23 protein-coding genes are annotated in these 23302 nt (G+C 37.7%); 1 reads left to right on the forward strand and 22 read right to left on the reverse strand.

The window, feature by feature from the left end:
• Positions 1-40: 40 nt before the first annotated feature.
• Complete coding sequence (locus AX762_RS12080; protein ID WP_071849358.1) at positions 41-406, reverse strand: Asp23/Gls24 family envelope stress response protein; 366 nt, start codon at positions 404-406, stop codon at positions 41-43.
• A 377-nt stretch (positions 407-783) separates the two neighbouring features.
• On the opposite strand from AX762_RS12080, the gene rpmB reads away from it, so the two are divergent.
• Positions 784-972 carry a 50S ribosomal protein L28 gene (gene rpmB / locus AX762_RS12085; RefSeq protein WP_071849359.1) on the forward strand — a complete coding sequence of 63 codons (189 nt, stop codon included), beginning with the start codon at positions 784-786 and terminating at the stop codon, positions 970-972.
• A 34-nt stretch (positions 973-1006) separates the two neighbouring features.
• Here the strand turns inward: rpmB and AX762_RS12090 are convergent, their stop codons facing one another.
• The 21 genes from AX762_RS12090 to AX762_RS12190 all read right to left on the reverse strand — a co-directional run bounded on the left by AX762_RS12090 (position 1007) and on the right by AX762_RS12190 (position 23277).
• Entirely contained in the window at positions 1007-1681 is a 675-nt protein-coding gene (locus tag AX762_RS12090; RefSeq protein WP_177244117.1) for a thiamine diphosphokinase, read from the reverse strand.
• Positions 1674-2333 carry a ribulose-phosphate 3-epimerase gene (rpe, locus tag AX762_RS12095; RefSeq protein ID WP_071849361.1) on the reverse strand — a complete coding sequence of 220 codons (660 nt, stop codon included), beginning with the start codon at positions 2331-2333 and terminating at the stop codon, positions 1674-1676. Before rpe ends, AX762_RS12090 begins: the two co-directional genes overlap by 8 nt.
• Positions 2333-3247, reverse strand: a complete 915-nt coding sequence (gene rsgA / locus AX762_RS12665) for a ribosome small subunit-dependent GTPase A (RefSeq protein ID WP_071849362.1) — start codon at positions 3245-3247, stop codon at positions 2333-2335. Before rsgA ends, rpe begins: the two co-directional genes overlap by 1 nt.
• Positions 3248-3262: 15 nt before the next feature.
• Positions 3263-5275 carry a Stk1 family PASTA domain-containing Ser/Thr kinase gene (gene pknB, locus AX762_RS12105; protein WP_071849363.1) on the reverse strand — a complete coding sequence of 671 codons (2013 nt, stop codon included), beginning with the start codon at positions 5273-5275 and terminating at the stop codon, positions 3263-3265.
• Entirely contained in the window at positions 5276-6034 is a 759-nt protein-coding gene (locus tag AX762_RS12110) for a Stp1/IreP family PP2C-type Ser/Thr phosphatase (RefSeq protein ID WP_071849364.1), read from the reverse strand.
• Positions 6035-6125: 91 nt separating this feature from the next.
• Positions 6126-7478 carry a 16S rRNA (cytosine(967)-C(5))-methyltransferase RsmB gene (gene rsmB, locus AX762_RS12115; RefSeq protein WP_071849365.1) on the reverse strand — a complete coding sequence of 451 codons (1353 nt, stop codon included), beginning with the start codon at positions 7476-7478 and terminating at the stop codon, positions 6126-6128.
• Positions 7453-8415 carry a methionyl-tRNA formyltransferase gene (fmt, locus tag AX762_RS12120; protein ID WP_071849366.1) on the reverse strand — a complete coding sequence of 321 codons (963 nt, stop codon included), beginning with the start codon at positions 8413-8415 and terminating at the stop codon, positions 7453-7455. The genes rsmB and fmt overlap by 26 nt, the downstream gene beginning before the upstream one ends.
• A gap of 16 nt (positions 8416-8431) precedes the next feature.
• Positions 8432-10846, reverse strand: a complete 2415-nt coding sequence (gene priA, locus AX762_RS12125) for a primosomal protein N' (protein WP_071849367.1) — start codon at positions 10844-10846, stop codon at positions 8432-8434.
• A 13-nt stretch (positions 10847-10859) separates the two neighbouring features.
• Entirely contained in the window at positions 10860-12059 is a 1200-nt protein-coding gene (gene coaBC, locus AX762_RS12130) for a bifunctional phosphopantothenoylcysteine decarboxylase/phosphopantothenate--cysteine ligase CoaBC (protein ID WP_071849368.1), read from the reverse strand.
• 152 nt (positions 12060-12211) lie between these two features.
• Positions 12212-12427, reverse strand: coding sequence for a DNA-directed RNA polymerase subunit omega (gene rpoZ, locus AX762_RS12135; protein ID WP_071849369.1), 216 nt, complete (start codon positions 12425-12427; stop codon positions 12212-12214).
• Entirely contained in the window at positions 12428-13045 is a 618-nt protein-coding gene (gene gmk / locus AX762_RS12140; RefSeq protein ID WP_071849370.1) for a guanylate kinase, read from the reverse strand.
• Between the two features lie 85 nt (positions 13046-13130).
• Positions 13131-14501: a patatin-like phospholipase family protein gene (locus AX762_RS12145; protein ID WP_071849371.1), complete on the reverse strand. Its 1371-nt coding sequence runs from the start codon at positions 14499-14501 to the stop codon at positions 13131-13133.
• Between the two features lie 163 nt (positions 14502-14664).
• Entirely contained in the window at positions 14665-15297 is a 633-nt protein-coding gene (locus AX762_RS12150; protein WP_071849372.1) for a V-type ATP synthase subunit D, read from the reverse strand.
• Between the two features lie 5 nt (positions 15298-15302).
• Positions 15303-16679 carry a V-type ATP synthase subunit B gene (locus AX762_RS12155; RefSeq protein WP_071849373.1) on the reverse strand — a complete coding sequence of 459 codons (1377 nt, stop codon included), beginning with the start codon at positions 16677-16679 and terminating at the stop codon, positions 15303-15305.
• Complete coding sequence (locus AX762_RS12160) at positions 16672-18456, reverse strand: V-type ATP synthase subunit A (protein ID WP_071849374.1); 1785 nt, start codon at positions 18454-18456, stop codon at positions 16672-16674. The genes AX762_RS12155 and AX762_RS12160 overlap by 8 nt, the downstream gene beginning before the upstream one ends.
• Positions 18457-18468: 12 nt before the next feature.
• Positions 18469-18780: a V-type ATP synthase subunit F gene (locus AX762_RS12165; RefSeq protein WP_071849375.1), complete on the reverse strand. Its 312-nt coding sequence runs from the start codon at positions 18778-18780 to the stop codon at positions 18469-18471.
• Entirely contained in the window at positions 18770-19774 is a 1005-nt protein-coding gene (locus tag AX762_RS12170) for a V-type ATPase subunit (protein ID WP_071849376.1), read from the reverse strand. Before AX762_RS12170 ends, AX762_RS12165 begins: the two co-directional genes overlap by 11 nt.
• Before the next feature lie 14 nt (positions 19775-19788).
• The gene (locus AX762_RS12175; RefSeq protein ID WP_071849377.1) at positions 19789-20367 is read right to left on the reverse strand and encodes a V-type ATP synthase subunit E family protein; all 579 of its coding nucleotides are present in this window, start codon (positions 20365-20367) and stop codon (positions 19789-19791) included.
• Positions 20368-20480: 113 nt separating this feature from the next.
• A complete protein-coding gene (locus AX762_RS12180; protein WP_071849378.1) occupies positions 20481-20957 on the reverse strand; it encodes a V-type ATP synthase subunit K in 477 nt (158 codons plus the stop codon).
• A gap of 51 nt (positions 20958-21008) precedes the next feature.
• Entirely contained in the window at positions 21009-22964 is a 1956-nt protein-coding gene (locus AX762_RS12185) for a V-type ATP synthase subunit I (protein ID WP_071849379.1), read from the reverse strand.
• Complete coding sequence (locus tag AX762_RS12190; protein WP_071849380.1) at positions 22951-23277, reverse strand: hypothetical protein; 327 nt, start codon at positions 23275-23277, stop codon at positions 22951-22953. Before AX762_RS12190 ends, AX762_RS12185 begins: the two co-directional genes overlap by 14 nt.
• Between the last annotated feature and the right edge of the window lie 25 nt (positions 23278-23302).

Consider the following 23302-nt stretch of genomic DNA (forward strand, 5'->3'; position numbering starts at 1 on the left):
CCATTATCCTCCTTTGTCACTTAAAAAACGTGACGTTGGCTTACAAATCCTTTTGAACTTTAACTCCCTGGACAAACACATTTACAGAACTAGCTTTTATCCCTAGGTCGTGTTCAAGTTGGTATCCAACTCTTTCTTGTACATTCTTAGATACTTCAGTAATCTTTGTGCCATAGCTTACAATAATATACACATCTACGGCTATATCTTTGTCTTCTTGTCTTACAATGACACCTTTAGAGTAATTATCTCTATTTAATATTTCATTGATCCCGTCGCGTACTTGATTACGACTTGCCATCCCAACTATACCAAATATTTCAGTTGCAGCACCACCGACTACTGTAGAAATCACATCACTGGACATTTCTATCATTCCATAATCTGTACTCATTTGAATGCTCATACCTCAATCTCCTTTCAATTAGTAAAAATAATTATCTATCATTTTTCCCTTTGATATTCAAACATATTTTAGCATATTGTACGCAATAAAAAAAGACGGCATAACATCTTATCTTTATGCTCACTAACATCTGAAACTAAAAGCTTTGATTTTTGTTACACTTCATCAGTATACACTGTAATACAATACTTTTATAGGGAGTTTTACTGTTTACCGCTGAAAGATACCGATTTCATCTTTCAGGATCATGTTCTGTAAAGGTAAAGCACTTGCTTCTTTTTCAAAAAACACTTGCTTCATCCTCTCAAATATGCTATTTTATATAAGTATGAGTTAGCTTTTATTAGTTAAAGCTAAGCACGAAGGAGGAGAAGAAAATGGCTAAAGTATGTTTTGTAACTGGACGTAAAGCTAGAAGCGGAAACAACGTTTCTCACGCTAATAACAAATCTAAACGTACCTTCAGTGCGAATTTACAAAAAGTTCGTATCATGGTTGATGGTAAACCTAAAAAAGTTTGGGTTTCAGCTCGCGCTTTAAAATCAGGTAAAGTTGAACGCGTTTAAAAACGAAAAAAGAACGGATATCCATTAAGAGGCTTTAGTCTCTTATCGATATCCGTTCTTTTTGTTTGTCTCCACTTTGAATAACCGCTAAGATTCCTTCTTCAAATGAAAAAAGACATTCTTCTTCTAAAAATTCGTTACTCACCAATGCTACTGGATAGTGATAAGATTTTTTGTTCAACGGATATTTCACATTCTTTAAAGTAAGCTTTTTTAAGGCGGTCATGCCTATGAAAGAAAGATACGTTTTAGACTCTTCTTTCACTATAGTGTAATCGCCTGGATGATAAAAGTTTATTGTGTTTGTCTTATTAATTAGTGTGATCGAACCGATTTTATCTCTAAAACGCGGTTGATAAACCATATATAAGATACTCAATAAGTGATCGAGTCGTCCCCCGGACCAATTGTACACCCAGATTAGACTAACGGTCTCGTCTTTTACAGCCAAACTCAAAGCAATCTCAGCATCTGTGTCATCTTTATCAGCATCATACTCGATATAAGAATCGACAGATGCTTTCAAATCAGCGTGTTCTTCAGTAGAAATAGAATCGAAATCACCCACGGCCGTTGTCACAGTTATGCCTCTAGATAAACATTCGATAGCACCTCTGTCAACGCCTATCACAATATCTTCTGTCCGAGGAGATGGGAACACTGCATTATCTGTGGGCGCTCCAAGGACAATGTGTGCGGTCTTAGGCACTATCTCTCACCGCATCTTTTAATGCTTCAATGCGTTCTTTAGGATTGGATGAATCAAATACATAAGACCCCGCGACACAGACCTCGGCACCGGCTTCAGCACAGGCTTTTATTGTTGTCGGGTTGATCCCACCATCTACCTCAATCAGAAAGTCATAGCCTTTTTCTTTTTTCCATTTATCCAGCGTTTTTATTTTATTTATTGTTTCAGAAATAAACGATTGACCTCCGTATCCTGGATTGACCGTCATAACCAGCACCAAATCTACCATGTAAATAATATCCTCTAAAAGACTGACCGGTGTAGCCGGATTTATAACGATACCTGCTTTGACATCAAAACTTTTGATCAATTGTAAAGCGCGATGCACATGAGGTGTGCTTTCTACATGAATAGAAATATAATCCGCTCCCGCCTCAGCAAAGTCCTGGATGAAATAATCAGGATTTTCCACCATCAAGTGACAGTCGATCGGTAAATCAGTGTGCGGTCGAATGGCTTTAACAACATTAGATCCGAAAGTTAAATTTGGAACAAAGTGACCATCCATTGAATCGACATGAATCCAATCTGCCCCGCCTTCTTGAGCTTTGATGATATCTTCTTTTAAATTAGCAAAATCCGCACTTAGTATCGAAGGTGCAATTTTCATTATTTTTCCCCTTTCTTTCCATAACGTGGTTTTCTATTTTTAATTTCTTCTAGCAAGGATAAATAATTTTTGTATCTGTAATCTGTTATTTCACCATTCTTGACTGCTTCTTTTACAGCACAATTTGGTTCATTAAGATGAATGCAGCTACTGAACCGACAATTTTTACCTTCTTCCCACATTTCGGGAAAGCATTCACTTAATTCCTGTTCAGTTATTTCATCAAATTGGATTGCACTGAAACCTGGCGTGTCTGCTATAAGACTTCCCATCACAGGAATAAGTTCCACATGCCTTGTGGTATGTTTCCCTCTTCCAAGTGATTTAGAAGTATCTGCCGTCTTTATATTTAATTCCGGATCAATTTTATTTAATAATGTGGATTTTCCCGCACCAGATTGTCCTATGAAGACAACGGTTTTATCCTCTACATAAGACTGCAAGCTCGCTTTGACATCTTCGGCTTCCATTTCTTTTTTATACTCAGGTAGAATAACTGTGTACCCTATTTTTCTATAGTCTTCACACATTGCTTTAGTTTGAACATAATCTGCTTCAGTAGCAATATCCGTTTTGGTCACATAAATAAGCGGCACAATATCTCTGTATTCTAATGACACAAGAAACCGATCTAGTAAGGACGAAGAAAAGTCAGGGCTATTGATAGACATGACGACGATACCTAAATCAACATTTGAAACGGCAGGTCTCTGCAGCTCATTTTTCCTTGGAAAAATATTTTCCAAACTTCCCTCTTTATCTGTACCGTAGCTGAATTCAACATAATCACCAACTAAAGGCGTAATCTTTTTTTTACGAAATATGCCCCGTGCCCGTGTCTGGTAAATTTTCCCTTCAACTGTTTTAATATAATAAAACCCACTTAACGCTTTTATGATCTGACCTTTATTCAAGACACTTCTTCCTCTCTAGTCATTTGGAGAAATATCTGACTCTTCCATAATAACTTCTCCATTTCGTACAACGCGATAACTCGCTTTGTTCCCCTCTTCAATACTAAAAGAAATAACTTCTGAAGTATCTTCATGGATATCAAACTCACGGTAAATGTCGTCAAACGAGTTTTCAGCATCATTTACATATATTTCAATTATATTTGGTTCACTTTCTACCTCTTCTGGTTCAGGTTCGTCTTCTTCATCTGTAGGCTTTTCTTCATCCGTTTCATCATTGGTTTCAGTATCATCTTGGGTATCCACATATTCAATAATTATTTCTTTAAAGAATGATACAAATTCTGGTTCTTCCGGTCCGGTAGAAAAGACAACGGAAATGCGTGATCCGTTGTAAACGGTCGCTCCCGGTTCAGGAGACTGACTTGCGACTTGCCCTTCAGGGATCGTCCCGTGAGGTTCACGAGTGATCGTTACAGATAGATTATAATCATCCGCGTATCTTTCCACACCTTCTGGAGAATAGCCCGTCAGATTCATTAAATTGTGCCCTGCTGGCCCTTCACTTACGGTTAATACAATAGTTGTCTCACTAGGAATAACTTCTTCCCCCGGTTCAATGCTTTGAGACATAATATGTCCCTCTGGTACAGCAGCGTCGTTCTGATTTTCTCTTTCTACAGTGAATCCTAACTCTGTCAATTCAGCTCGGATATCTTCGTACACTTTTTCTTCATAGCTATCGATTGTGACGGGTGTTTTACCGAGACTGATATATAAATTAACCGCACCGACTTCTCTTAAAACAGAGTTTGCGTTAGGGTTCGTGCGGATAATAAGACCTGTCCCAATTTCTTCATGATTCTGTTCAACCGTTTCCCCTAGACTAAGGTTGAGATTCACCAATTCACTTTCTGCTTCTTCGATCGTCATTCCTTGAAGATCAGGCACCTGGACTTCTTTAGGCTGGGTCAAGATGAAAAACAAAATACTTAACACTGACACAATAAGAACGGCAATAATCATCAACAGTACTTTTTTTCGTTTGCTCGATTTAGTCGATTTTGATCGGTTAGTATTATTTTTTGAATTCTTATCCTTTTCAGTAGATGCTGGCTTTTCTGACACTTCAGGTGTCGCTATGGGTGTAATCACTCGCGTTTTATCATCAATAATATCTGCAGGAACAAATTTCTCTTCATCAGCTCGACTTGGTAAAAGTGCTTTTTTTAAGTCCTCTTTCATTTCATACACAGATTGATAGCGATGTATCGGGTCTTTTGCGGTAGCTTTTAAAACGACATTTTCCAGCGCTTGAGGCAAAGAAGAGTCTTTTTCTCGAAGCGAGGGCATTTCATTCTGGAAATGTTTAAGGGCAATAGATACAGCCGATTCTCCGTCAAAAGGAACATCTCCTGTGAGCAGTTCATATAACAATATCCCAAGTGAATAGATATCCGACTGTTTAGTTGCCATGCTCCCTCTAGCCTGTTCTGGTGAAATATAATGTACAGAACCTAGGAGTGAATTTGTTTGTGTAATTGAGTTTTCAGACAAAGCTACAGCTATACCAAAATCAGTAATTTTAACTGTTTCGTCGTGGTCAATTAAAACATTTTGAGGTTTAAGATCTCTGTGAATGATATTGTGTCTGTGTGCATATTCCACAGCTTCTAAGATCTGGTTCATTATTTTTACGGTTTTTTTATAAGGAATGGGTTTATGCTCTTTAATGTATTCCTTTAAATCATAGCCTTCAACGTACTCCATCACAATATACGGCGTTTCATCTTCTCCAACATCGACCACATCCACTATATTTGCATGGAGTAATTCAGTCGTAGATAACGCTTCTCTTTTAAACCGCCGGATACTAGCTTCGTCCTCGTGGAAATTGTAAGCCATCAGCTTGACAGCGACTTGACGTTCCAGAATTAAATCTTCCGCTAAAAACACTTTAGCCATCCCGCCTGAACCTATTTCTCTGATAAGTTTATAGCGATTACTTATTCTTTCACCGACTTTCATCTATTTACCCTCCTTTCCTTCACTATTTGCATTGAATTTATTATCAATTAAACAAACCGTAATATTATCTGTGGATCCATTCCGCAACGCGTTTTCGATTAGTATATTACCTCTGTCGTTTATGGAACGTGGTCTTGTTAAAATACTACTCATCAAATCATTTTCTACTCCGTTTGAAAGTCCATCTGAACACAACATGAGAATCGAATCATCGGCTTTTTCAAAAACGAAAAAATCAATTTCCACTTTTTTTAAAACACCTAACGATCGTGTCAATGTGTGTCGTTGACGGTGGTTTTTTGCTTCTTCTTCTGAAATTTCACCTTTAAGTCTCAGCTCATTCGCAAATGTATGATCTTCAGTGATCAATGTTAATTCTTTTTGCTTAAAGTGATAAGCCCGACTGTCTCCGATGTTACCAACGATAATTTCATTATTTATATAAGCGGCCGCGACGATGGTCGTTCCCATTCCGTCTAAGTCACTGTAGGACTTGGCCACTCTATATATCCTTTGATTTTCTAAATTTATGTGCTGATCGAGCCACTCTATTGCTTCGTCACTGTCAATAAAAGAGGTTGCTGACCAGTGATTACCTATTTGTAGAACAGCCATTTCACTTGCAATATCTCCCGCCTTATGACCACCCATTCCATCACATAAAATTGCTATCAATTGATTCTCTTTATTTAAAAATGTTTCAACGTAATCTTGATTAATCGAACGCTTCCCAATAAGGGTCTTCTTAAAAATTTCCAGTTTTACTCACTCCTGCTCAACTATTATTAGTAAATACTATGTAGAGGTGAAAACGGAAGACATTCCGTTTTCACCCGTTTTCCACTCTTGATTATTTTTGTTTGATTAGACTGGCTATAAAAAATCCGTCAGTATCAAAATAGTGAGGGTACAAATTAACATACCCTTCTTTAGAAAGTTGCACGACACCTTTATGCGTAAAGACAGGTTCAACTTTAAAATCAGTATTGTCTCGCAAAAAAGTTTCAATCACTTCATTATTTTCTTTTAATGTAATTGTACAGGTGCTGTAAAGCAAACGTCCACCTTTTTTCAATAAGGGAGCAACATTATTTAATATATCTAATTGTACTTTTTGTAGTGAAAAGACATCCTCAATTGATTTTTGATACCTAATGTCCGGTTTCCGCCTCATTAAACCAAGACCCGAACAGGGGGCATCCACGAGTATCTTATCAAACGTTTGACTAGCAAATACTTCCGTAATTTTTCTAGCATCCAATACTTGGGTTTCAATAAGCCCAGAAACGCCTAAACGCTCAGCATTTTCGTGGATTTTCCCCAATTTATTTTCGTGTAGATCAACTGCCACAATAGCCCCTTCTGATTCATTTAAATAAGTGGCCATATGCGTCGTTTTCCCACCAGGAGCAGCACACGCATCTAGTATTTTATCCGTTCCCTCAATTTGCATAGCTTCTGCTACAAGCATGGAACTCTCATCCTGAACAGTTATGATCCCTTTTTCAAACAAATCAGATTGCACAGGTAAGCCATTTTCACAAATCAATCCATCTTTTGCTATTTCACTTTTTCTTACTTTGAATCCTTCTTGACCCAGTTGTTCAATGACGTCATCCATAGCCTTCATTGTTGTATTGACACGCAGACTTACTTTAGCTCGTTTGGATAAGGACTGGGCAATTTTTTCAGTTTCTTCTTTTCCAACTTCTTCAATTAATAGTTCAATTATCCATTTTGGGTAACTGTGTTTGATTGAAAGATAAGTCACCGGATCAGTGATGTCTTCTGGAGAGCGAACCCCTTGTCTGTCAATACTCCTGAGAACGCCATTTACAAAACCGGAAATCCCTTTATGACCTCTTGCTTTTGCAATACGAACGGCTTCATTCACACTCGCATGAGTCGGAACTTTGTCAAGCTGTGTCATCTGATACAAAGAAAGGCGAAGTAATTGTTTGACCCAATTTTCCACTTTTTTGGGTTGTTTGATAAACGGTTCAAGCTGGTAATCCAATAACAGTTTGTTTTGAATGACTCCATAAACAAGTTCTGTCAAAAGTCCTCTATCTTTATCTGATAACTGATGATTATTTACCGCTTCACTCAACAAGAGATTGCTGAAGGAATGATTCTTTTCTATTTTTTCTAATATGGTAACCGCGATATAGCGGCTGCTATTTTTCAAGTTTGTCTTCGTCAAAGCGCATACCCTCTTCTAAATAATTTAGAGCCCCTGCTAAGAAGTCTTTTATCTGCATTTTGGGTTTCCCAAAAGGTTGGACTTCTTTAAGCGACAGAGCCGTTTGGTTTTCACATTTCACAATACATTCATTCTTGTTTAACTCGATGATCGTCCCAGGTTTTTCGTCGTTAGCTACTTTGAGCGTGTCAGCTTTCCATATTTTAAAGCGCTGACCGTTCAAAAAAGTATACGCTCCTGGAAAAGGATTCATCCCTCTGATTTTGTTGCTGATTTGTTCAGCTGATTTTGACCATTCTATTTTTTCTTCTGATGGCTTGATCATTGGTGCGTAGGTAACTTCTGATTCATTTTGTTTTTGCGCCTTGATCTCCCGGCTAAAAACATGCGGCAATGTCTCCATCAAAAGATTTCTACCTAATACACTCAATTTTGTAAATAAACTTCCTACTGTATCGGAATTTTCTATGGTCAGATGTCTCTGGGATATAATATCTCCTGCATCCATTTCTTTTTCCATATACATTATCGTCACGCCCGTTTCTGCTTCTCCATTGATCAAGGCATAATGAATCGGTGCAGCACCTCTATATTTAGGCAACAACGATGCATGCACATTAATGGCTTTGAATTTTGGCGTATGCAGGAGTGATGTTGGTACGTATTGGCCGTATGCAGCTGTAATTACTAAATCAGGTCTTAATTCTAATACTGCTTTCAGTTCGTCACTTCCGGACAGTTTTTCAGGTTGGAAAACGGGAATGTCATATTCCATTGCTTTTTCTTTGACCGGAGTGGCTGTCAACTGTTTTTTTCTGCCAACTTTTCTGTCTGGCTGGGTCACAACAGCACTCACTTCACATAAATCACTGTTAGCTAAAGCTTCTAAAATAGGCACTGAAAACGCTGGTGTTCCCATAAAAATCACTTTATACATTCGCTATCCCTCGTTTCTAAATAAAATCTAAAGGCTGATAATCGATGGATATAAACACGCCTTTAGCCTGTTCTTTCTGTGTTTCCTGTAACAAGTCGTGTATTTTTTGAGTTAATTTAGCTTCTTCTTTGTACTTGATTAAAACCTGGAAATGATATCGGTTGTGCGTCCGTGCAATAGACTTTGGCGTTGGCCCCAATACAATCGCTCTTTCAGATAAGGCTGGACGAATATAATCTGTATATTGACTGATTTTTTTAGCGGCCGTCATTTCGTTTTCATGACTCACGGAAATTTTAAGCAGGAAGTAATACGGACTGTATTCACTTAAATGCCTCAAGTGCATTTCTCTTTTATAGAAAGCATCATAATCATGTTTTTTGGCGTATTGTATAGCATAATGCTCAGGGTTGTAAGACTGCACGATCACTTTACCTTCTTTTTCTCCCCGACCGGAACGCCCACTCACTTGAGTTAATAACTGGAACGTTTTTTCTGCGGAGCGAAAGTCTGGCAAGCCTAATGCAGTGTCTGCATTAATGACGCCTACTAAAGTCACTTCCGGAAAATCCAAGCCTTTAGCAATCATTTGAGTCCCAAGCAGTATGTCTGCTTCTTTTTTTTCAAACTTATTGAATAATTTCTCATGCGCGCCTTTTTTCCTTGTCGTATCAACATCCATACGAATGATCCTTGACTGTGGAAGCAAGGTTTTGAGTTCTTCTTCTACTTTTTGTGTCCCGGTCCCGTAGTACCTGATTGACCGGCTATCACACTGCGAACATTTTTTGGGGATCGCTTCTTCATGCCCACAATAATGACATTTCATCGTCTTGGTGTCCATGTGCAGCGTTTGAGAGATATCACAATTAGGACATTCCAGTACATAACCACAATCCCGGCACATCACGAATGAAGAATAACCTCGCCTATTCAATAATAACACTGATTGTTCTTTCCGCTCAATCCTCTCGGCTAACGCTGTTAGTAATGATTCGGAAAATATTGAATGATTCCCTTTTTTAGCTTCATCTCTCATGTCAATAACATCCACTTCTGGCATAGGATGATTATTCACACGCTTGTTCAATTCCAATAAAGTATAAACACCTTTGGTCGCACGCGCGCGTGATTCCAGAGAAGGTGTCGCACTGCCTAAAACAACAGGACAATCATGGTACTGCCCCCGCCAAATAGCGACATCTCTCGCATGATATTTGGGGAATTCTTCTTGTTTGTAAGTCGTTTCGTGTTCTTCATCAATTATAATGATACCAATATTTTTTAACGGTGCAAAGATGCTCGAGCGAGCACCGACAACGACTTTGGCTTCTTCTTTTTCAATTTTACGCCATTCATCATACTTCTCGCCCTTAGATAACCCACTGTGTAAAACAGCTACTTGATCCCCAAATCGACTCTTGAATCGATGGACCATTTGAGGTGTCAAAGCAATCTCTGGTACAAGCATGAGTGCCCCTTTACCTTCATCTAGGACTTCAGCAATCGTTTGTAAATAGACCTCTGTTTTCCCACTCCCAGTGACCCCGTTGAGAAGATACACATCATGATGGTGGTCTTTTATTGATTGATTTATTTTATCAAAAGCATGTATCTGCTCTAGCGTCAGAGACATGGCGTTCGTTTTTTCAAATTCGGAAGAAGCAAATGGATCTCGGTATACTTCTTCATCAAAAACTTCACACCATCCCTTTTTCGCTCCTGCCTGCACTGTCGAAGAGGATACATCCTCTTCTTTTAATTCGGAGTAAGATAAGGAAGACGTTTCATCCAACGATTGCAGGATATCAAGAAACAGCTTTTGCTTGTTTGCGTTCGATCGGATCTCTGCTTTTATTTCTTCATACTCTTCAAAACCAAGCAGTGCTTTTACTTTTTTTACTTTTTTCACTGCTGCTCTATCGCTTACATCATACTCAATTTCAACTTTACCTTTTTTTTCCAACTGAATGATCTGGCTTAAAACGTTCTGTTTTTCAGCTTCTTCCCAACTCATTTCATCTTTACCTTTAAAGACATCCCATAAAAAAGATTCTGGAATTTCATCAATAATCTTGATCATTTTACTGTATTTAGCCCGCATCACTGCAGGGAGCATAGTTTGATAACACTTTACTTGAAAACTGAAGGTCTGATGTGACAGATATTCACCCAAGCGAACCAGCTCTTGAGTTAAAACTGGGTAACTATCCATTAACGACTCGATAGCTTTCAAATCCATATCAGATGATACGTGATCTTTGATTTCTACGACAAATCCTTGTATTTTTCTCGATCCATTCCCAAAAGGAACGACTACACGCATGCCCGGTTCAATGATTGTTAAAAACTCTTCCGGTATACTATATGTGTATGGTCTGTTTGTCTGTAACGTGGGAACATCCACTATGATATTAGCAACTAGAGACATGTGTCATCCCCTCTTAATTTATAAATTCTATGATCCAATCAATAATGTCCTTGGCTATATCTTTTTTCTCTTTCAACTGAATTGTCTGCGGATCACTTTGGTGACTGATAAAGGTCACTTCATTTTCATCAACATTAAAACCTCGGTCACTTTTTCCGACTTCATTAGCAACGATCAAGTCTGCCTTTTTCGCCACTAATTTCTTTTTCGCGTAGTCCGTCAGATTTTCTGTTTCAGCAGCAAAACCGACAAGGCATTGAGAAGGACGTTTGCGTTTGCCCATTTCACTCAGAATGTCGGGCGTTTTTTTAAGTTTCAAAGTCAGGTGTTCCTGTTTTTTCATTTTTTGATTGTGATTCACTTCGGGTGTGTAATCAGATACAGCCGCTGCCATGACTAAAGCATCACTGGTGTCAAATCCTTTAGACACCGCCTCATACATTTCGTTTGCCGACTCCACACGTTCAACTCTAATATTTGAGGAAACCGGCAACGAACTAGCAGTGATCAATGTCACTTCAGCGCCTTTTCCCCAAGCGGCTTCTGCGACTGCATGTCCCATTTTACCTGAGGAGTCATTAGATATGAAACGAACTGGATCTATACGCTCTTTAGTGCCTCCTGCGGTGACTAATATAGACTTGCCTTCAAGAGGCAGGTCATTGCTAGACTGACGCAGAAACAGGCATAACTCATCGATGATACGTGATTGTTCAGGAAACCGCCCTTTTCCAGAATAACCTTCAGCCAGAAACCCTTCATCTGGATCCATGACATATACTTTTCTCTCGCGTAATGTTTTAATATTAGCCTGGGTTGCCTGATTCTCAAACATGTGATGATTCATTGTCGGGATAGCAAATATGGGACAAGTGGTTGCCAACAAGGCTGTGCTAACAAAATCATCGGCCATGCCATACGCCATTTTGGCAAGTGTATTAGCTGTGAGCGGGGCCACTATCGCAACATCCGCCCAGTCTGCAAAATGAATATGACTGACCTGTTCTGGATCGTTTTCTGTAAAGACATCAACATATACAGATTTTTTACTTAAAACCTGGAATGTTAAGGGCGATACAAATTGCGTAGCAGACTCCGTCATAGCTACTTGAACTTCTGCCCCTGATTTAATTAATGTTCTCATCAAATCTACGACTTTGTAAACGGCTATTCCTCCAGTAACATACAGAGCAACTTTTTTTCCTTTTAACATTTCTCACACCTCGCACATCTTTAGTATCAAAAATCATTTGTGTTATTGTTTACGGATTTGACTTTTTTCACATACTAGAAAAAACCTCTGCCCTTAGTATTTTAAAAGAGAGGCTCTTATAAAATACATAAAACAGAGGTTAAGGTCGATTTTTATTTTTTTTCAATGCTGTCAGGATCGATAACCAAATCTCCAGAAATTATCTCTTCTAAAGATTTCCCAACATTTTTAACGCTTTTGTAGTCCTCTAACATAGGTGTTGCTTCTCCATTATGTAATTGTCTAGCTCTTTTGGCAGCTAAAATTACTAATGAATATTTTGAATCGATTTTACCTAATAAATCATCTTGTGAAGGATATAATAACATTTATTCCATCTCCTCTATTATATGTGCATACTCTTTCAAGTTTCTCGTAACTTTCAAATGCTCACTCTCAATAATGTTTCGTATTTTTCGTGCAGCATTTTCAACCGTATCATTTTCGACCACATAGTCATAATACTGAATCAGTTTTAATTCTTCTGCAGCTTTTTTCATTCTTTTTTCAATCATTTCATCACTATCTGTTCCGCGATTCACGATACGAGAATTTAGTTCTTCCAGGTTAGGCGGGGATAAAAAGATAAAAATAGCTTCCGGCATTTTTTCTCTGACCTTTAATGCCCCTTGGACTTCGATTTCTAAAAAGACATCTCTTCCCTTATCCAATGTCTTATTTACATATTCCATCGGCGTTCCATAATAATTACCTACATAATTAGCATATTCAAGTAGACCATCTTCTTCGATTAGTTTCTCAAATTGTTCTTTCGTTCTAAAGAAATAATCAATATCTTCTACTTCGCCTTCTCGTTTAGAACGAGTCGTCATAGAAATAGAATAATCAAAGCTATTGGAATGATTTTCGAAAATAGCTTTTCTTACTGTCCCTTTACCAACGCCTGAAGGTCCAGATAACACAATTAGCAAACCACGATCTCCCATTTGAACTTCCTTCCCAACACATACTATCACTAAAAACTTATTCCCCAATTGTACCATATCATTATAAGAAAATGAAATGTATTTTTCAAGAAAAACCTTCTTCTTTCGAGAATAAATACTTACAATATAGAGCTAAGATCATAGGCAAAGGCTTAGCTCTTATAATGATATTAAAAAGGGGGTGATCCCAAGATATCGAATCATCCGTGAGCCACTTTAGTATTTGTATGGTCATTCTTCGATTTGACATTAAAGGTAACTCTTCAAAAATTTCTTTACTCCATTCCTTCCTGCTGAGTATGAAGGAAGGCTCAAATGCTTTTATAGATTCCGTTTTTTCGTCTTCCATTAATTCAGTCACCCGGTTTATAATAACTTCTTGAAATTCATTTATAGAATACTTTTTATCCGGTGATATTTTAAATGTTTTTCCTGTCATTTCAAGAACAGCCCACATTAAATTCTCTTCATTCACCTCTTTTTTCCATTTCTTTGATAACTCTTTTAATAATTCCTGCTGGTATTTTTCTTTGTCAATATCCTTAAACAATCGATTGGAACCTTGGCCGATCAGTAATTGATGTAAAACAACATAAAAAGCTTCATTTTTTTTAGTGAACTGGCTTGGGTCAAATGTGTACCAGTTACCTTTATAGTCAGATGCTTTCGCTATTTTCATTGTCTCCATATAACCTAGACTAACATTGATTTCTGTCCTCTGTTTATCAAAAAGAAGCATATCCCCAAGTGGCCAGTTCGTCTTGATCCATTCGTATTCGACATCATCTATTCGTTGATCGTGTCTGAATATACTAGGGCCGTGAATATCCACGATAACCATTTGATCGGGCTTTTTGTTGAGAGCTAGATTTATAGGTATGTTATTCCTATACCCCCCGTCAATATAAGGAACCTCATCAATATAATATTTTTCCATAACTGGATATATTGCGGCACTGGCTAGCAAATAGTCTTTTAATCTTCCCGTTTCTATATCTTCTAAATAATAATTTTCAACTCTCTTGGTTTTATAATTGATTGTGGAAAGTCCAAAAATAATATCCTTACTGCGAATTTCATGTTCATCATCAATATACTTTATAATCATTTCTTCCAGGGGTTTAGTACTCAACCCTTTTTCTTTTACAACTTTAACAATAAAATCTGATATCGTTTTTCTGTAATCCCCGAAATTGGCTACCTCGATTGGTAATTCAAAACCCAAAATATCTTGGGTTTCAATTTCTTTCCACATTTCCTCTGCTTCCACTTGATTCCCCAAGACATAAAGCGCCCCATTTAAAGCCCCGACTGAAGTTCCTGTTACAATGTCTGCGTGATAACCCAGTTCATCTAAGGCTTTCCAGACACCGATCTCGAATGCACCCCTTGCACCGCCACCTCCAAAAACGATGGCTCTTCTCATGTTTTCTTTTTGAAAAAATGTTGAATTCAAAGCAATTCACCTCTCTACGTAATAAACAGGCTAATTTATAGCTATTCGATTAATTGATATGTGTACCATTATTATAACGGAAAAATATATTTTGACTACAAAATAAAATCACTACGGGAAGTTAAGTGTTCTAACTTCTCGCAGTGATTCACTATTAAAACTATTATTGGCCCATATCTTTAACTTTCATCAATCGAGTAATCGCTGCACGTTCACTTTCATCCAGCTTCATTCTAATGAAATAAATGGTTTCTTCCAGTTGAGGAATAGTCATATATTCCAAAGCATTCACTCGACGTCGGGTTTTCTCTATTTCATCTGCCAACAATTGACATGTTTTTTCAATTTCAGCTAATTCAAGCATTTTAGGCATGACTTCTATGAGATACTCAAAAGTTAAATCTAATTCGCCATTAGAGTTTAAATAACCGTAACTTAATGCACTAGCGTCCTCAATATTATCCTCATATTGAAAGTTCATCTGAGGGACTCTTACACTCATAATATTCTTACGTCCAATATTTAAAGATACACTTCGGCTAGGAACAGCCATCAGTTCTTCAATGTAACTCTCATGTAATAATGATTTCGCCATGGCAAAAGACTGCATTGCTTTTTCGAGTTTTTCTTCGACATGGTTTCTTAACTCATTATTTTTCCTGATCAACTGAATGAACTGTCGCATGAGTTCATCCTGTTTGTCTTTTAGTAACTTATGACCTCGAGTTGCTAAACTCAATCGTTTCTTCAAGTTTGCAAGCTCCATACGAGTGGGGTTGACATCTATCTTAGCCATTTACCTCACTCTCCTTTTGGCATATATTTGTCTAACATATCGTCTTTAATACGTTTGAGTTCAGATCTTGGAAGAATTTTTAGCAAGTCCCAAGCCAAATCCAAGGTTTCCTGAATAGATCTATTTGTATAGTTCCCCTGATCAACGTATTCTTTTTCAAATTTAGTTGTAAACTCAACATATTTTTTATCCGTCTCAGATAGTGCAGCTTCACCTAACACCGCAGATAATTCTTTCGCTTCCTTACCTAGAGCATATGCTGAGAACATTTGGTTCATTGTTGCCGCGTGGTCTTCTCTTGTTTTTCCTTCTCCTGTACCTTTGTCTTTCAAACGCGATAAGGATGGTAAAACATCAATAGGCGGTTGATAGCCCTGGTTATACAGATCACGAGACAAAATAATTTGTCCTTCAGTAATATAACCTGTCAGGTCAGGAATTGGATGGGTAATGTCATCTTCCGGCATTGTAAGGATCGGAATCTGTGTAACAGATCCTTTAGTTCCTTCCAATCGCCCTGCACGTTCGTATAGCGATGCCAGGTTGGTATACAAATAACCTGGATAACCACGACGACCCGGCACTTCACGACGAGCAGCCGAAATTTCACGCAGTGCTTCAGCATAGTTGGTCATGTCTGTCATAATAACAAGAACGTGCATGTCTTTTTCAAAAGCTAAATATTCAGCCGCTGTTAAAGCCATACGTGGTGTAGCAATACGCTCAATCGCAGGATCATCTGCCAAGTTTATAAACAGGACAGAACGATCGATCGCTCCTGTTTCTTTGAAGTCATTCATAAAGAATTCAGCTTCTTCAAATGTGATACCGATAGCAACGAAAACCACTGCGAATTTTTCTTCTTTGTTAGTAACACTCGCTTGTCTGGCAATCTGAGCAGCTAGTTCTTTATGTGGTAGTCCAGAGCCAGAAAATACGGGTAGTTTTTGACCACGTACTAATGTATTTAAGTGGTCAATAGTAGAAATACCTGTCTGAATAAATTCATCCGGATAGTCACGTGCGATAGGGTTGATTGCCTGACCATTGATATCCAGACTTTTTTCTGGAATCAAGTCCGGTCCGCCATCATTTACTCGGCCCATGCCGTCAAATGTACGACCAATCATATCTTCTGAAACTTCCAACGATAAAGGTTTACCTAAGAAACGGACTTTAGTGTCCTCTAGGTTGATCCCAGTTGATCCTTCAAATAACTGAACAACTGCTTTATCTCCAGTAATTTCCAACACTTGGCCACGACGACGCTCGCCAGTCTGCATTTCAATATCAACCAACTCATCAAATTTAACACCTTCAACACCTTCAACGGTCATCAACGGTCCGACAATTTCTGTAACTGTTTTATATTCTTTAAGCATCTGATTCCACACCACCTTTCTCAAGCACTACTTTAACTTCTTTTTCAATTTGCACATTAATTTCTTTGATGCGAGTTAACTCTTCTTCAGGTACAAATTTCATACGAGCGATTTTTTCACGTGCATTTTCCGTACCTTCGATAATTTCATCGTAGTATGCACCTAAATCCATTGCTTTTTCTGCTTCTCCTTGATAGAGCAGGATGGTATTCAACATTTCGTATTGCTTATTTCTGGACGTATACGTATCAACGTCATCAAAAGCGTTTTGCTGCAGGTAATCTTCTCGAAGCATACGAGCGGTAACTAGCTTTAAACGGTCTTTCTCAGAAAGTGATTCCACACCAACCAGACGTACAATCTCTTGTAATTCTGACTCGTCTTGGAGTAATGATTTTGTATGAGTAACCATAGCGCTCCAGTCGACATCAAGTTTTTTACCAACAAAAGCATTCATGTCATTGGAATAAAGTGAATAAGACTTAAGCCAGTTAATTGATGGAAAATGACGTCTTTGGGCTAATGAACTATCTAGCCCCCAGAATACTTTAGCCACTCGCAATGTGTTTTGGGTAACGGGTTCGGATGTATCTCCACCTGGAGGCGATACAGCACCAATGGCAGTAATACTACCTTCTCTGCCTTTGCTTCCTAATGCGATAACTTTTCCGGCACGCTCATAAAATTCAGCTATACGACTACCTAGATAAGCAGGATACCCTTCATCCCCAGGCATTTCTTCAAGTCGTCCTGACATTTCACGTAGAGCCTCAGCCCAACGTGAAGTTGAATCAGCCATGATTGCTACCGAATAGCCCATGTCACGGAAATATTCTGCAATAGTGATTCCTGTATAGATAGAAGCTTCACGAGCTGCCACAGGCATATTAGAGGTGTTAGCAATCAATACCGTTCTTTCCATAATTGATTCGCCTGTATTAGGATCGATCAATTCTGGAAATTCATTAATTACGTCTGTCATCTCATTACCACGTTCGCCACAACCAACATAAACAACTAAGTCAACATCTGCCCATTTCGCAATTTGGTGCTGAACAACTGTTTTACCGGCTCCAAATGGTCCGGGTACAGCAGCGGCTCCACCTTTAGCTACAGGGAATAACGTATCAATAACACGTTGTCCTGTAATTAATGGTTCGACCGGATTCAATTTCTTAGCAATGGGTCTACCCTGACGGACAGGCCACTTTTGCATCATCGTAAATTCTTTATCACCGGTATCAGTTTCTAAGACATAAATATTATCTGTTACAGTGAAAGCACCTGTTTCGATAGATTTCACTTTTCCTTTTACGCCAAATGGTATCATAATACGGTGTTCAATAACTTTCGTTTCCTGAACTGTCCCCACTACGTCTCCTTCAGCAAGATTTGTTCCAACTTCTACTGCTGGAACAAATTCCCATTTTTTGTCACGATTTAAAGGTGCGATGGTCATACCTCTTTCAAGATAATTACTTTGCGTTTTTTTCATAAATTCATCTAATGGTCTTTGAATTCCGTCAAACATCTGAGAAATCATACCAGGAGCTAATTCTACAGATAGCGCTTCTCCTGTCGTTTCAACAGTTTCACCAGGTCCAACCATCGACGTTTCTTCATAAACCTGAATCGAGGCTATATCATCCCGCATTTCTATAATTTCACCGATAAGGCCTAAACGACCTACTCGACATATATCTTGTATATTTGCTGATTCCATTCCACTAGCCGTAACTAGAGGTCCGGAAACACTCACAATCGTTCCTTTACTCAAATTCGTACCCTCCTATAAGATATTCTGACCCACAGCTTTTTCCACATTATCCTGGATTCGTTTCTTACCGATTCCGCGCGATCCAGTATGATTGGGGATCAAAATGATGGCAGGTTTCAGTTTTGCATCATAGCGTTTTATGGTTTCTGGAACCATCTCTGCCAATTGTTCAGTTAAATATATTACTCCATAGTCTTTATCCGCCATACTGTCAATGATCAGTCGAGCTTCTTTAGCTTCAGATGCGAAAGACACTGAAAAGCCCAACATTTTGAAGGCTAAAACAGATTCTTTGTCTCCGACAACACCAATTTTATTCGGCATAGTTTAAACGCATCCTTTCTCTGATTTGATCCGAGGATAAGCCATTTTCTTTACCCGAGAGGATCAAACGTAAATTTGTTACTTCTATTTCTTTAGCATATAGATAAGCTACGACAGGCATCGGGCCAAATGATTTTAACCGTGCTTCACGCATTTTTTCCATATAAGCATTATCTGTTTCATAGTCAACTTTTATTGTTGATAATTCCCCAGTGTCAGCATTCACTGATTTATCAATAAGTTGACGATAATCCGTTTTTTTGTAAAACTGAGCAACGGAGTTTAAATCTTCGTCCATTAGATTTAATAAATCTACTTTAGGAATAGATCCCGAACTTGACAAAACAGTCAGCATAAAGTTACGTGTGCGATTTTGTTTCATTCCTCTTACGAGTGTTGAAAGATTATTATAATCAATGTAACGTTCAATCAATGCCGGTATATCAGTTTCGACGGTTTCATCAGCTAAAAGACGCAAGTGTGTAAAAAATCTTCTGTCCAAAATAATATCTACCGACTGCACATTTTGATATTCTTCGTAATCTGTTTTCACTTCATTTATGCTGTCCACGTATGCTTTAGGCAGAACCTCTGATTCTCCGAGACGAACTGCTTGACGTAATTCGGAGATGGGGTATCGTCCAATAGGAATAAACAAGTGATCTAGATCCTGATCAGTTACTTCTTCTTTGAATAAGACTTTCAAGTTGTGATACGCATACCTTAATCCAACAAGTTCAACTAATTCCTTATTCGGAACAATTTCAAACATCTCGTTATATGTCTGATGTAACTCGTTCATGAACATCGAATCATAATTTTTGTCTTCTTTAATTCTATCAACATCATTACGATAAGGTGTTTCGCGTAAAATATTAACAGCCTCTCCAAACGAATCTGATGTTAGCATTCTTTCAAAATGAGCTCGAGTGAGGAGGTCATTTTCATAGATACGAATGAGAACATTACTTGCTCCATATGCACTATCTTTCAAAACTATTCCCCTCTCTAAAATAATTCATTTGATATTTCGGACAAAATATCACTTTTTAATTCTTCTACAAGTATATCAAACACAAAATTATAATCGATGTCATCTTTTCCCACAATTAAACCTGATTTTTTTGAAATTGTTTCATCAGATATACGAACACTTAGATTTTCAGGTGCGTTTTCTTTGATCCATACTGTATCAATTAAATCTCTGGACTTTTCACCAAAAATTAAAGTGATTTCTTTTTCGTTTTCAAAATTTTGGAAAACATTCAATACAAAAGTTTGGAAGGTGCTTTTATCAAGCGTATCTAATTTATCTTTGGTATCAACGAAAATTTTATTCAGCAAATTTTGTTTCGCCGATAATATATTATTACGTTTTTTAATTTCTAACGTGTTTGTTTTAATTACATATTCTTTCTCAACTTTTTCTTTAACATCGTCTTTCAGTTGTTGTCTCTTTGCAACTTCTGCTGTTTGTGAAGCTAGAACGTCTTCTGCTGCTGCAATTTTAGCTTGTTCAACTTTCTGACGGAGCGCTGCTCTTTCTTTTTCAACAACGCGTTCTGTTAATAATTTCAAGTCAGCCATCTTTTGGATTTCCCTCCTATTCAATTACAATTAAAGAAAGAAAGGAATTGAGTTGATACTAAAAGCATGTATTTGCTCTCACTGTATTACCTCAAATCCCTTCATTCATTTTATTAGATAAATATAATCATCATCAAGGAAATAACGAAACCTAAGATAGCATATGTTTCAACCATCGCTGAGTAAATAATACCTTTAGTAACGTGTTCCGGTTTTTGAGCTAAGATCTGCATGGCAGCTACTGATACGCGGCCCTGCAAAGTTCCTGAAGTTAAACCTGTAAATCCTACTGGCAATCCAGCTATTAGGTAGTACCAACCTTGTGACGTGCCTAAATCTGTCGTTAAGTTAATAATAATTAATAGTCCGATAACAAATCCATAAAGACCCTGTGTAGCTGGTAACATTTGTAGAACTAAAGCACGACCGAATTTTTCGGGCTGTTCTTTTGTTAATGCTGCAGCTGCTTCACCAGCAGATCCAACACCTCTTGAAGAACCCATTCCTGATAAAATAACTGCTAAAGCAACACCAATCGCACCAAATACAAACCCTAGATTTTCACCAAAAAACATTTCAAAATTATTCATTATACTTTTCCTCCATTTACATTTTTATTTTTATTCAAAAAAATTGAATCCTTAATTTTTCTGGTCTAACCGGATATGTTTTTCCAGCGTTTTTAATGGGGTAAGCGGACGTCCGCCTCCTTCGAAAAACTTGCCAAAGAACTCAACGTATTGCAGACGAGACGAATGCACGTACGCACTCAAGAACGTCAAAGCAATATTAAGTGTGTGTAAGGCAACGATAATTAATACCCCTACTGTAAATCTGGCATAGACGGGTAAGAATCCTACTATCATGTTAAAGGCCATAGCTATATTTGCACTGGCTACGCCTAAGGCCATCAAACGTGTGTAAGACACTATGTCCCCAACGTAGCCTGATATACCATACAAATTATAAGCACCTAAGCCCACTCCAAGCGCAGTATTCGGTGTTGAAATAGCACTGAAGACAAGAATACCAATAGCATTAAGAACAACGATACCAATTCCTATTTGTGTCATTAACGTACTATCGATCAGCAAGGCTCCGGCTACCCATAAGATAAATCCAACCAGCATCATTGCCCAAGCATAACCATCAATATATGCGGATGCTCTTTGACCTTGTCGATTTTTTATGATCCCATTTAAAATCAGACCATAAAGCAATTGGACTAATCCCATCACAACCGAGATTATCATTATCACTAAGACATCCTCTTGTAGTGACAGCACTTGAAATGGCAACTCGATCCCAAAAAAACTACCGAAAAACATACCGAATGCCATTGTCGGATACGAAAGAACATGTAAGAATTTAACGAAATTCCCTGTAGACCCCTCAATATTAAATACTTTCATAGAAAACAGTGTTACTCCAAAGAGTAATAATCCGTAACCTATATCGGCAGACATCATTCCAAAGAATATCATGAAAAACGGCATCATAAGAGGCGTAGGATCAACTTCACTATATTGTGGATAACTGAACATCTGTGTAATCATTTCAAAAGGTTGTACGAGTTTATTGTTTTTCAAGACGATTGGTACTTCTTTATACTCTTCCAACTTGATTTCATCAGTTAAGATAGCGACTTCGCTTTCTCCCACTTCTTGACTGATATTATTTTTAAGGTTTTGAATTTTTTCTTCTTCAATCCACCCTGTCAGTAAGAACAAGTGCGGACTATCTATCAAAATATCTTTCGCTTTATTTCTCTCAGACAAGTTGTAGTAATATTCCTCTGCTAACTGTAGATTTATATAAACTGACTTCCAATCATTCATTTCTTTCTTTCTTTTACTGATGCCATCTCTTTTATCTTTTTGTTCTGAAAGATTTCGATATAGAGCATCTTCAGGTAAAACATCATAACGGTATTTTAATTCTCTGAAACTGTATTGACTGATACTATCCTTCAAGCCTTTAAGTTCATCTTTTGGAAGTATGAATAAATAAGCAATTTCATCGCTTCTTCTAAATACTTCATCATAATAAATCTTGCCATTTTCTTTAATTGTATTCACGAGCGGTTCTGCATGTTCTTTGTCAATCGTTCCGATCAATACATGCATCAATTTAAACTGACTCACTTCATCAGGCATGAAATTAAGTCCACGCCATTTTCTTAAAAACTGTTCTTCTTGTTTTAGATCCTTAAACTCTTCATCAAGTTTGTTTAATTGTTGTTCTTTTTCTGAAACTTGATTAATCAACGCATCAATATTCGCTTGTTCGACACGTTCCTCTAATTCAGGTAAAGAGAACACTTCCCGTTTAGACTTAAGTTTTTCAATCAATCCAAGTTTGGCAACATAATCATCTAGATATTCAATAGAATATTCAATATCCGACAATTTACTCTGGTAATTAATTCCTTCCGAATCTGATGTTTCTCTAGTGAATCCTATTAACAAATCTTCTTCAACCTTGTCAGCAAGTGGTATGATTTCAAGACTCTGCATCTCTTGAACACTTTTCAAGACTTTTTCTTTATGCGCATGTTCTGCCAACAAAGTCAATTTTTTCATTTTAGCTATTGCCATATTTACGCAATACCTCCTCTGCTATTCGATTGGCTAACAAATCTTTCTTTCCTTTGTAAGCAGCATCGAATTTTACAGTTTCTTCTTGAACTGTTGCATCTATCACTATTTCATCTTTACTTAAAACTTGTTCAAGATTATCATACTTTTCTTTCTGGTAATTCGCTATTTCTTGTTCTGTGAAATCTTTGTGAGTGTTTATTTCTTGTTCTTTTTTCTTTTCAATTTCTTTTATCTCGATTTCAGCATTCGCACGAAGTTCATTAACTCTGGCTTCTGCTTCTTTAACATAATTTATAGCTTCTCGGTTCATTTCCTTCCCCCTTTCAAAAAAATGG

The organism is Alkalibacterium sp. 20, assembly GCF_001885615.1.
Taxonomy (GTDB): Bacteria; Bacillota; Bacilli; order Lactobacillales; family Carnobacteriaceae_A; genus Alkalibacterium.

What these genes read in the sequence shown, in the direction of transcription:
- AX762_RS12080 (WP_071849358.1), bottom strand. Translation starts at nt 406, where the DNA reads ATGAGCATTCAAATGAGTACAGATTATGGAATGATAGAAATGTCCAGT.
- rpmB (WP_071849359.1), top strand. Translation starts at nt 784, where the DNA reads ATGGCTAAAGTATGTTTTGTAACTGGACGTAAAGCTAGAAGCGGAAAC.
- rpe (WP_071849361.1), bottom strand. Translation starts at nt 2,333, where the DNA reads ATGAAAATTGCACCTTCGATACTAAGTGCGGATTTTGCTAATTTAAAA.
- pknB (WP_071849363.1), bottom strand. Translation starts at nt 5,275, where the DNA reads ATGAAAGTCGGTGAAAGAATAAGTAATCGCTATAAACTTATCAGAGAA.
- fmt (WP_071849366.1), bottom strand. Translation starts at nt 8,415, where the DNA reads ATGTATAAAGTGATTTTTATGGGAACACCAGCGTTTTCAGTGCCTATT.
- priA (WP_071849367.1), bottom strand. Translation starts at nt 10,846, where the DNA reads ATGTCTCTAGTTGCTAATATCATAGTGGATGTTCCCACGTTACAGACA.
- coaBC (WP_071849368.1), bottom strand. Translation starts at nt 12,059, where the DNA reads ATGTTAAAAGGAAAAAAAGTTGCTCTGTATGTTACTGGAGGAATAGCC.
- rpoZ (WP_071849369.1), bottom strand. Translation starts at nt 12,427, where the DNA reads ATGTTATTATATCCTTCACAAGATGATTTATTAGGTAAAATCGATTCA.
- gmk (WP_071849370.1), bottom strand. Translation starts at nt 13,045, where the DNA reads ATGGGAGATCGTGGTTTGCTAATTGTGTTATCTGGACCTTCAGGCGTT.
- AX762_RS12150 (WP_071849372.1), bottom strand. Translation starts at nt 15,297, where the DNA reads ATGGCTAAGATAGATGTCAACCCCACTCGTATGGAGCTTGCAAACTTG.
- AX762_RS12155 (WP_071849373.1), bottom strand. Translation starts at nt 16,679, where the DNA reads ATGCTTAAAGAATATAAAACAGTTACAGAAATTGTCGGACCGTTGATG.
- AX762_RS12165 (WP_071849375.1), bottom strand. Translation starts at nt 18,780, where the DNA reads ATGCCGAATAAAATTGGTGTTGTCGGAGACAAAGAATCTGTTTTAGCC.
- AX762_RS12175 (WP_071849377.1), bottom strand. Translation starts at nt 20,367, where the DNA reads ATGGCTGACTTGAAATTATTAACAGAACGCGTTGTTGAAAAAGAAAGA.
- AX762_RS12180 (WP_071849378.1), bottom strand. Translation starts at nt 20,957, where the DNA reads ATGAATAATTTTGAAATGTTTTTTGGTGAAAATCTAGGGTTTGTATTT.
- AX762_RS12185 (WP_071849379.1), bottom strand. Translation starts at nt 22,964, where the DNA reads ATGGCAATAGCTAAAATGAAAAAATTGACTTTGTTGGCAGAACATGCG.
- AX762_RS12190 (WP_071849380.1), bottom strand. Translation starts at nt 23,277, where the DNA reads ATGAACCGAGAAGCTATAAATTATGTTAAAGAAGCAGAAGCCAGAGTT.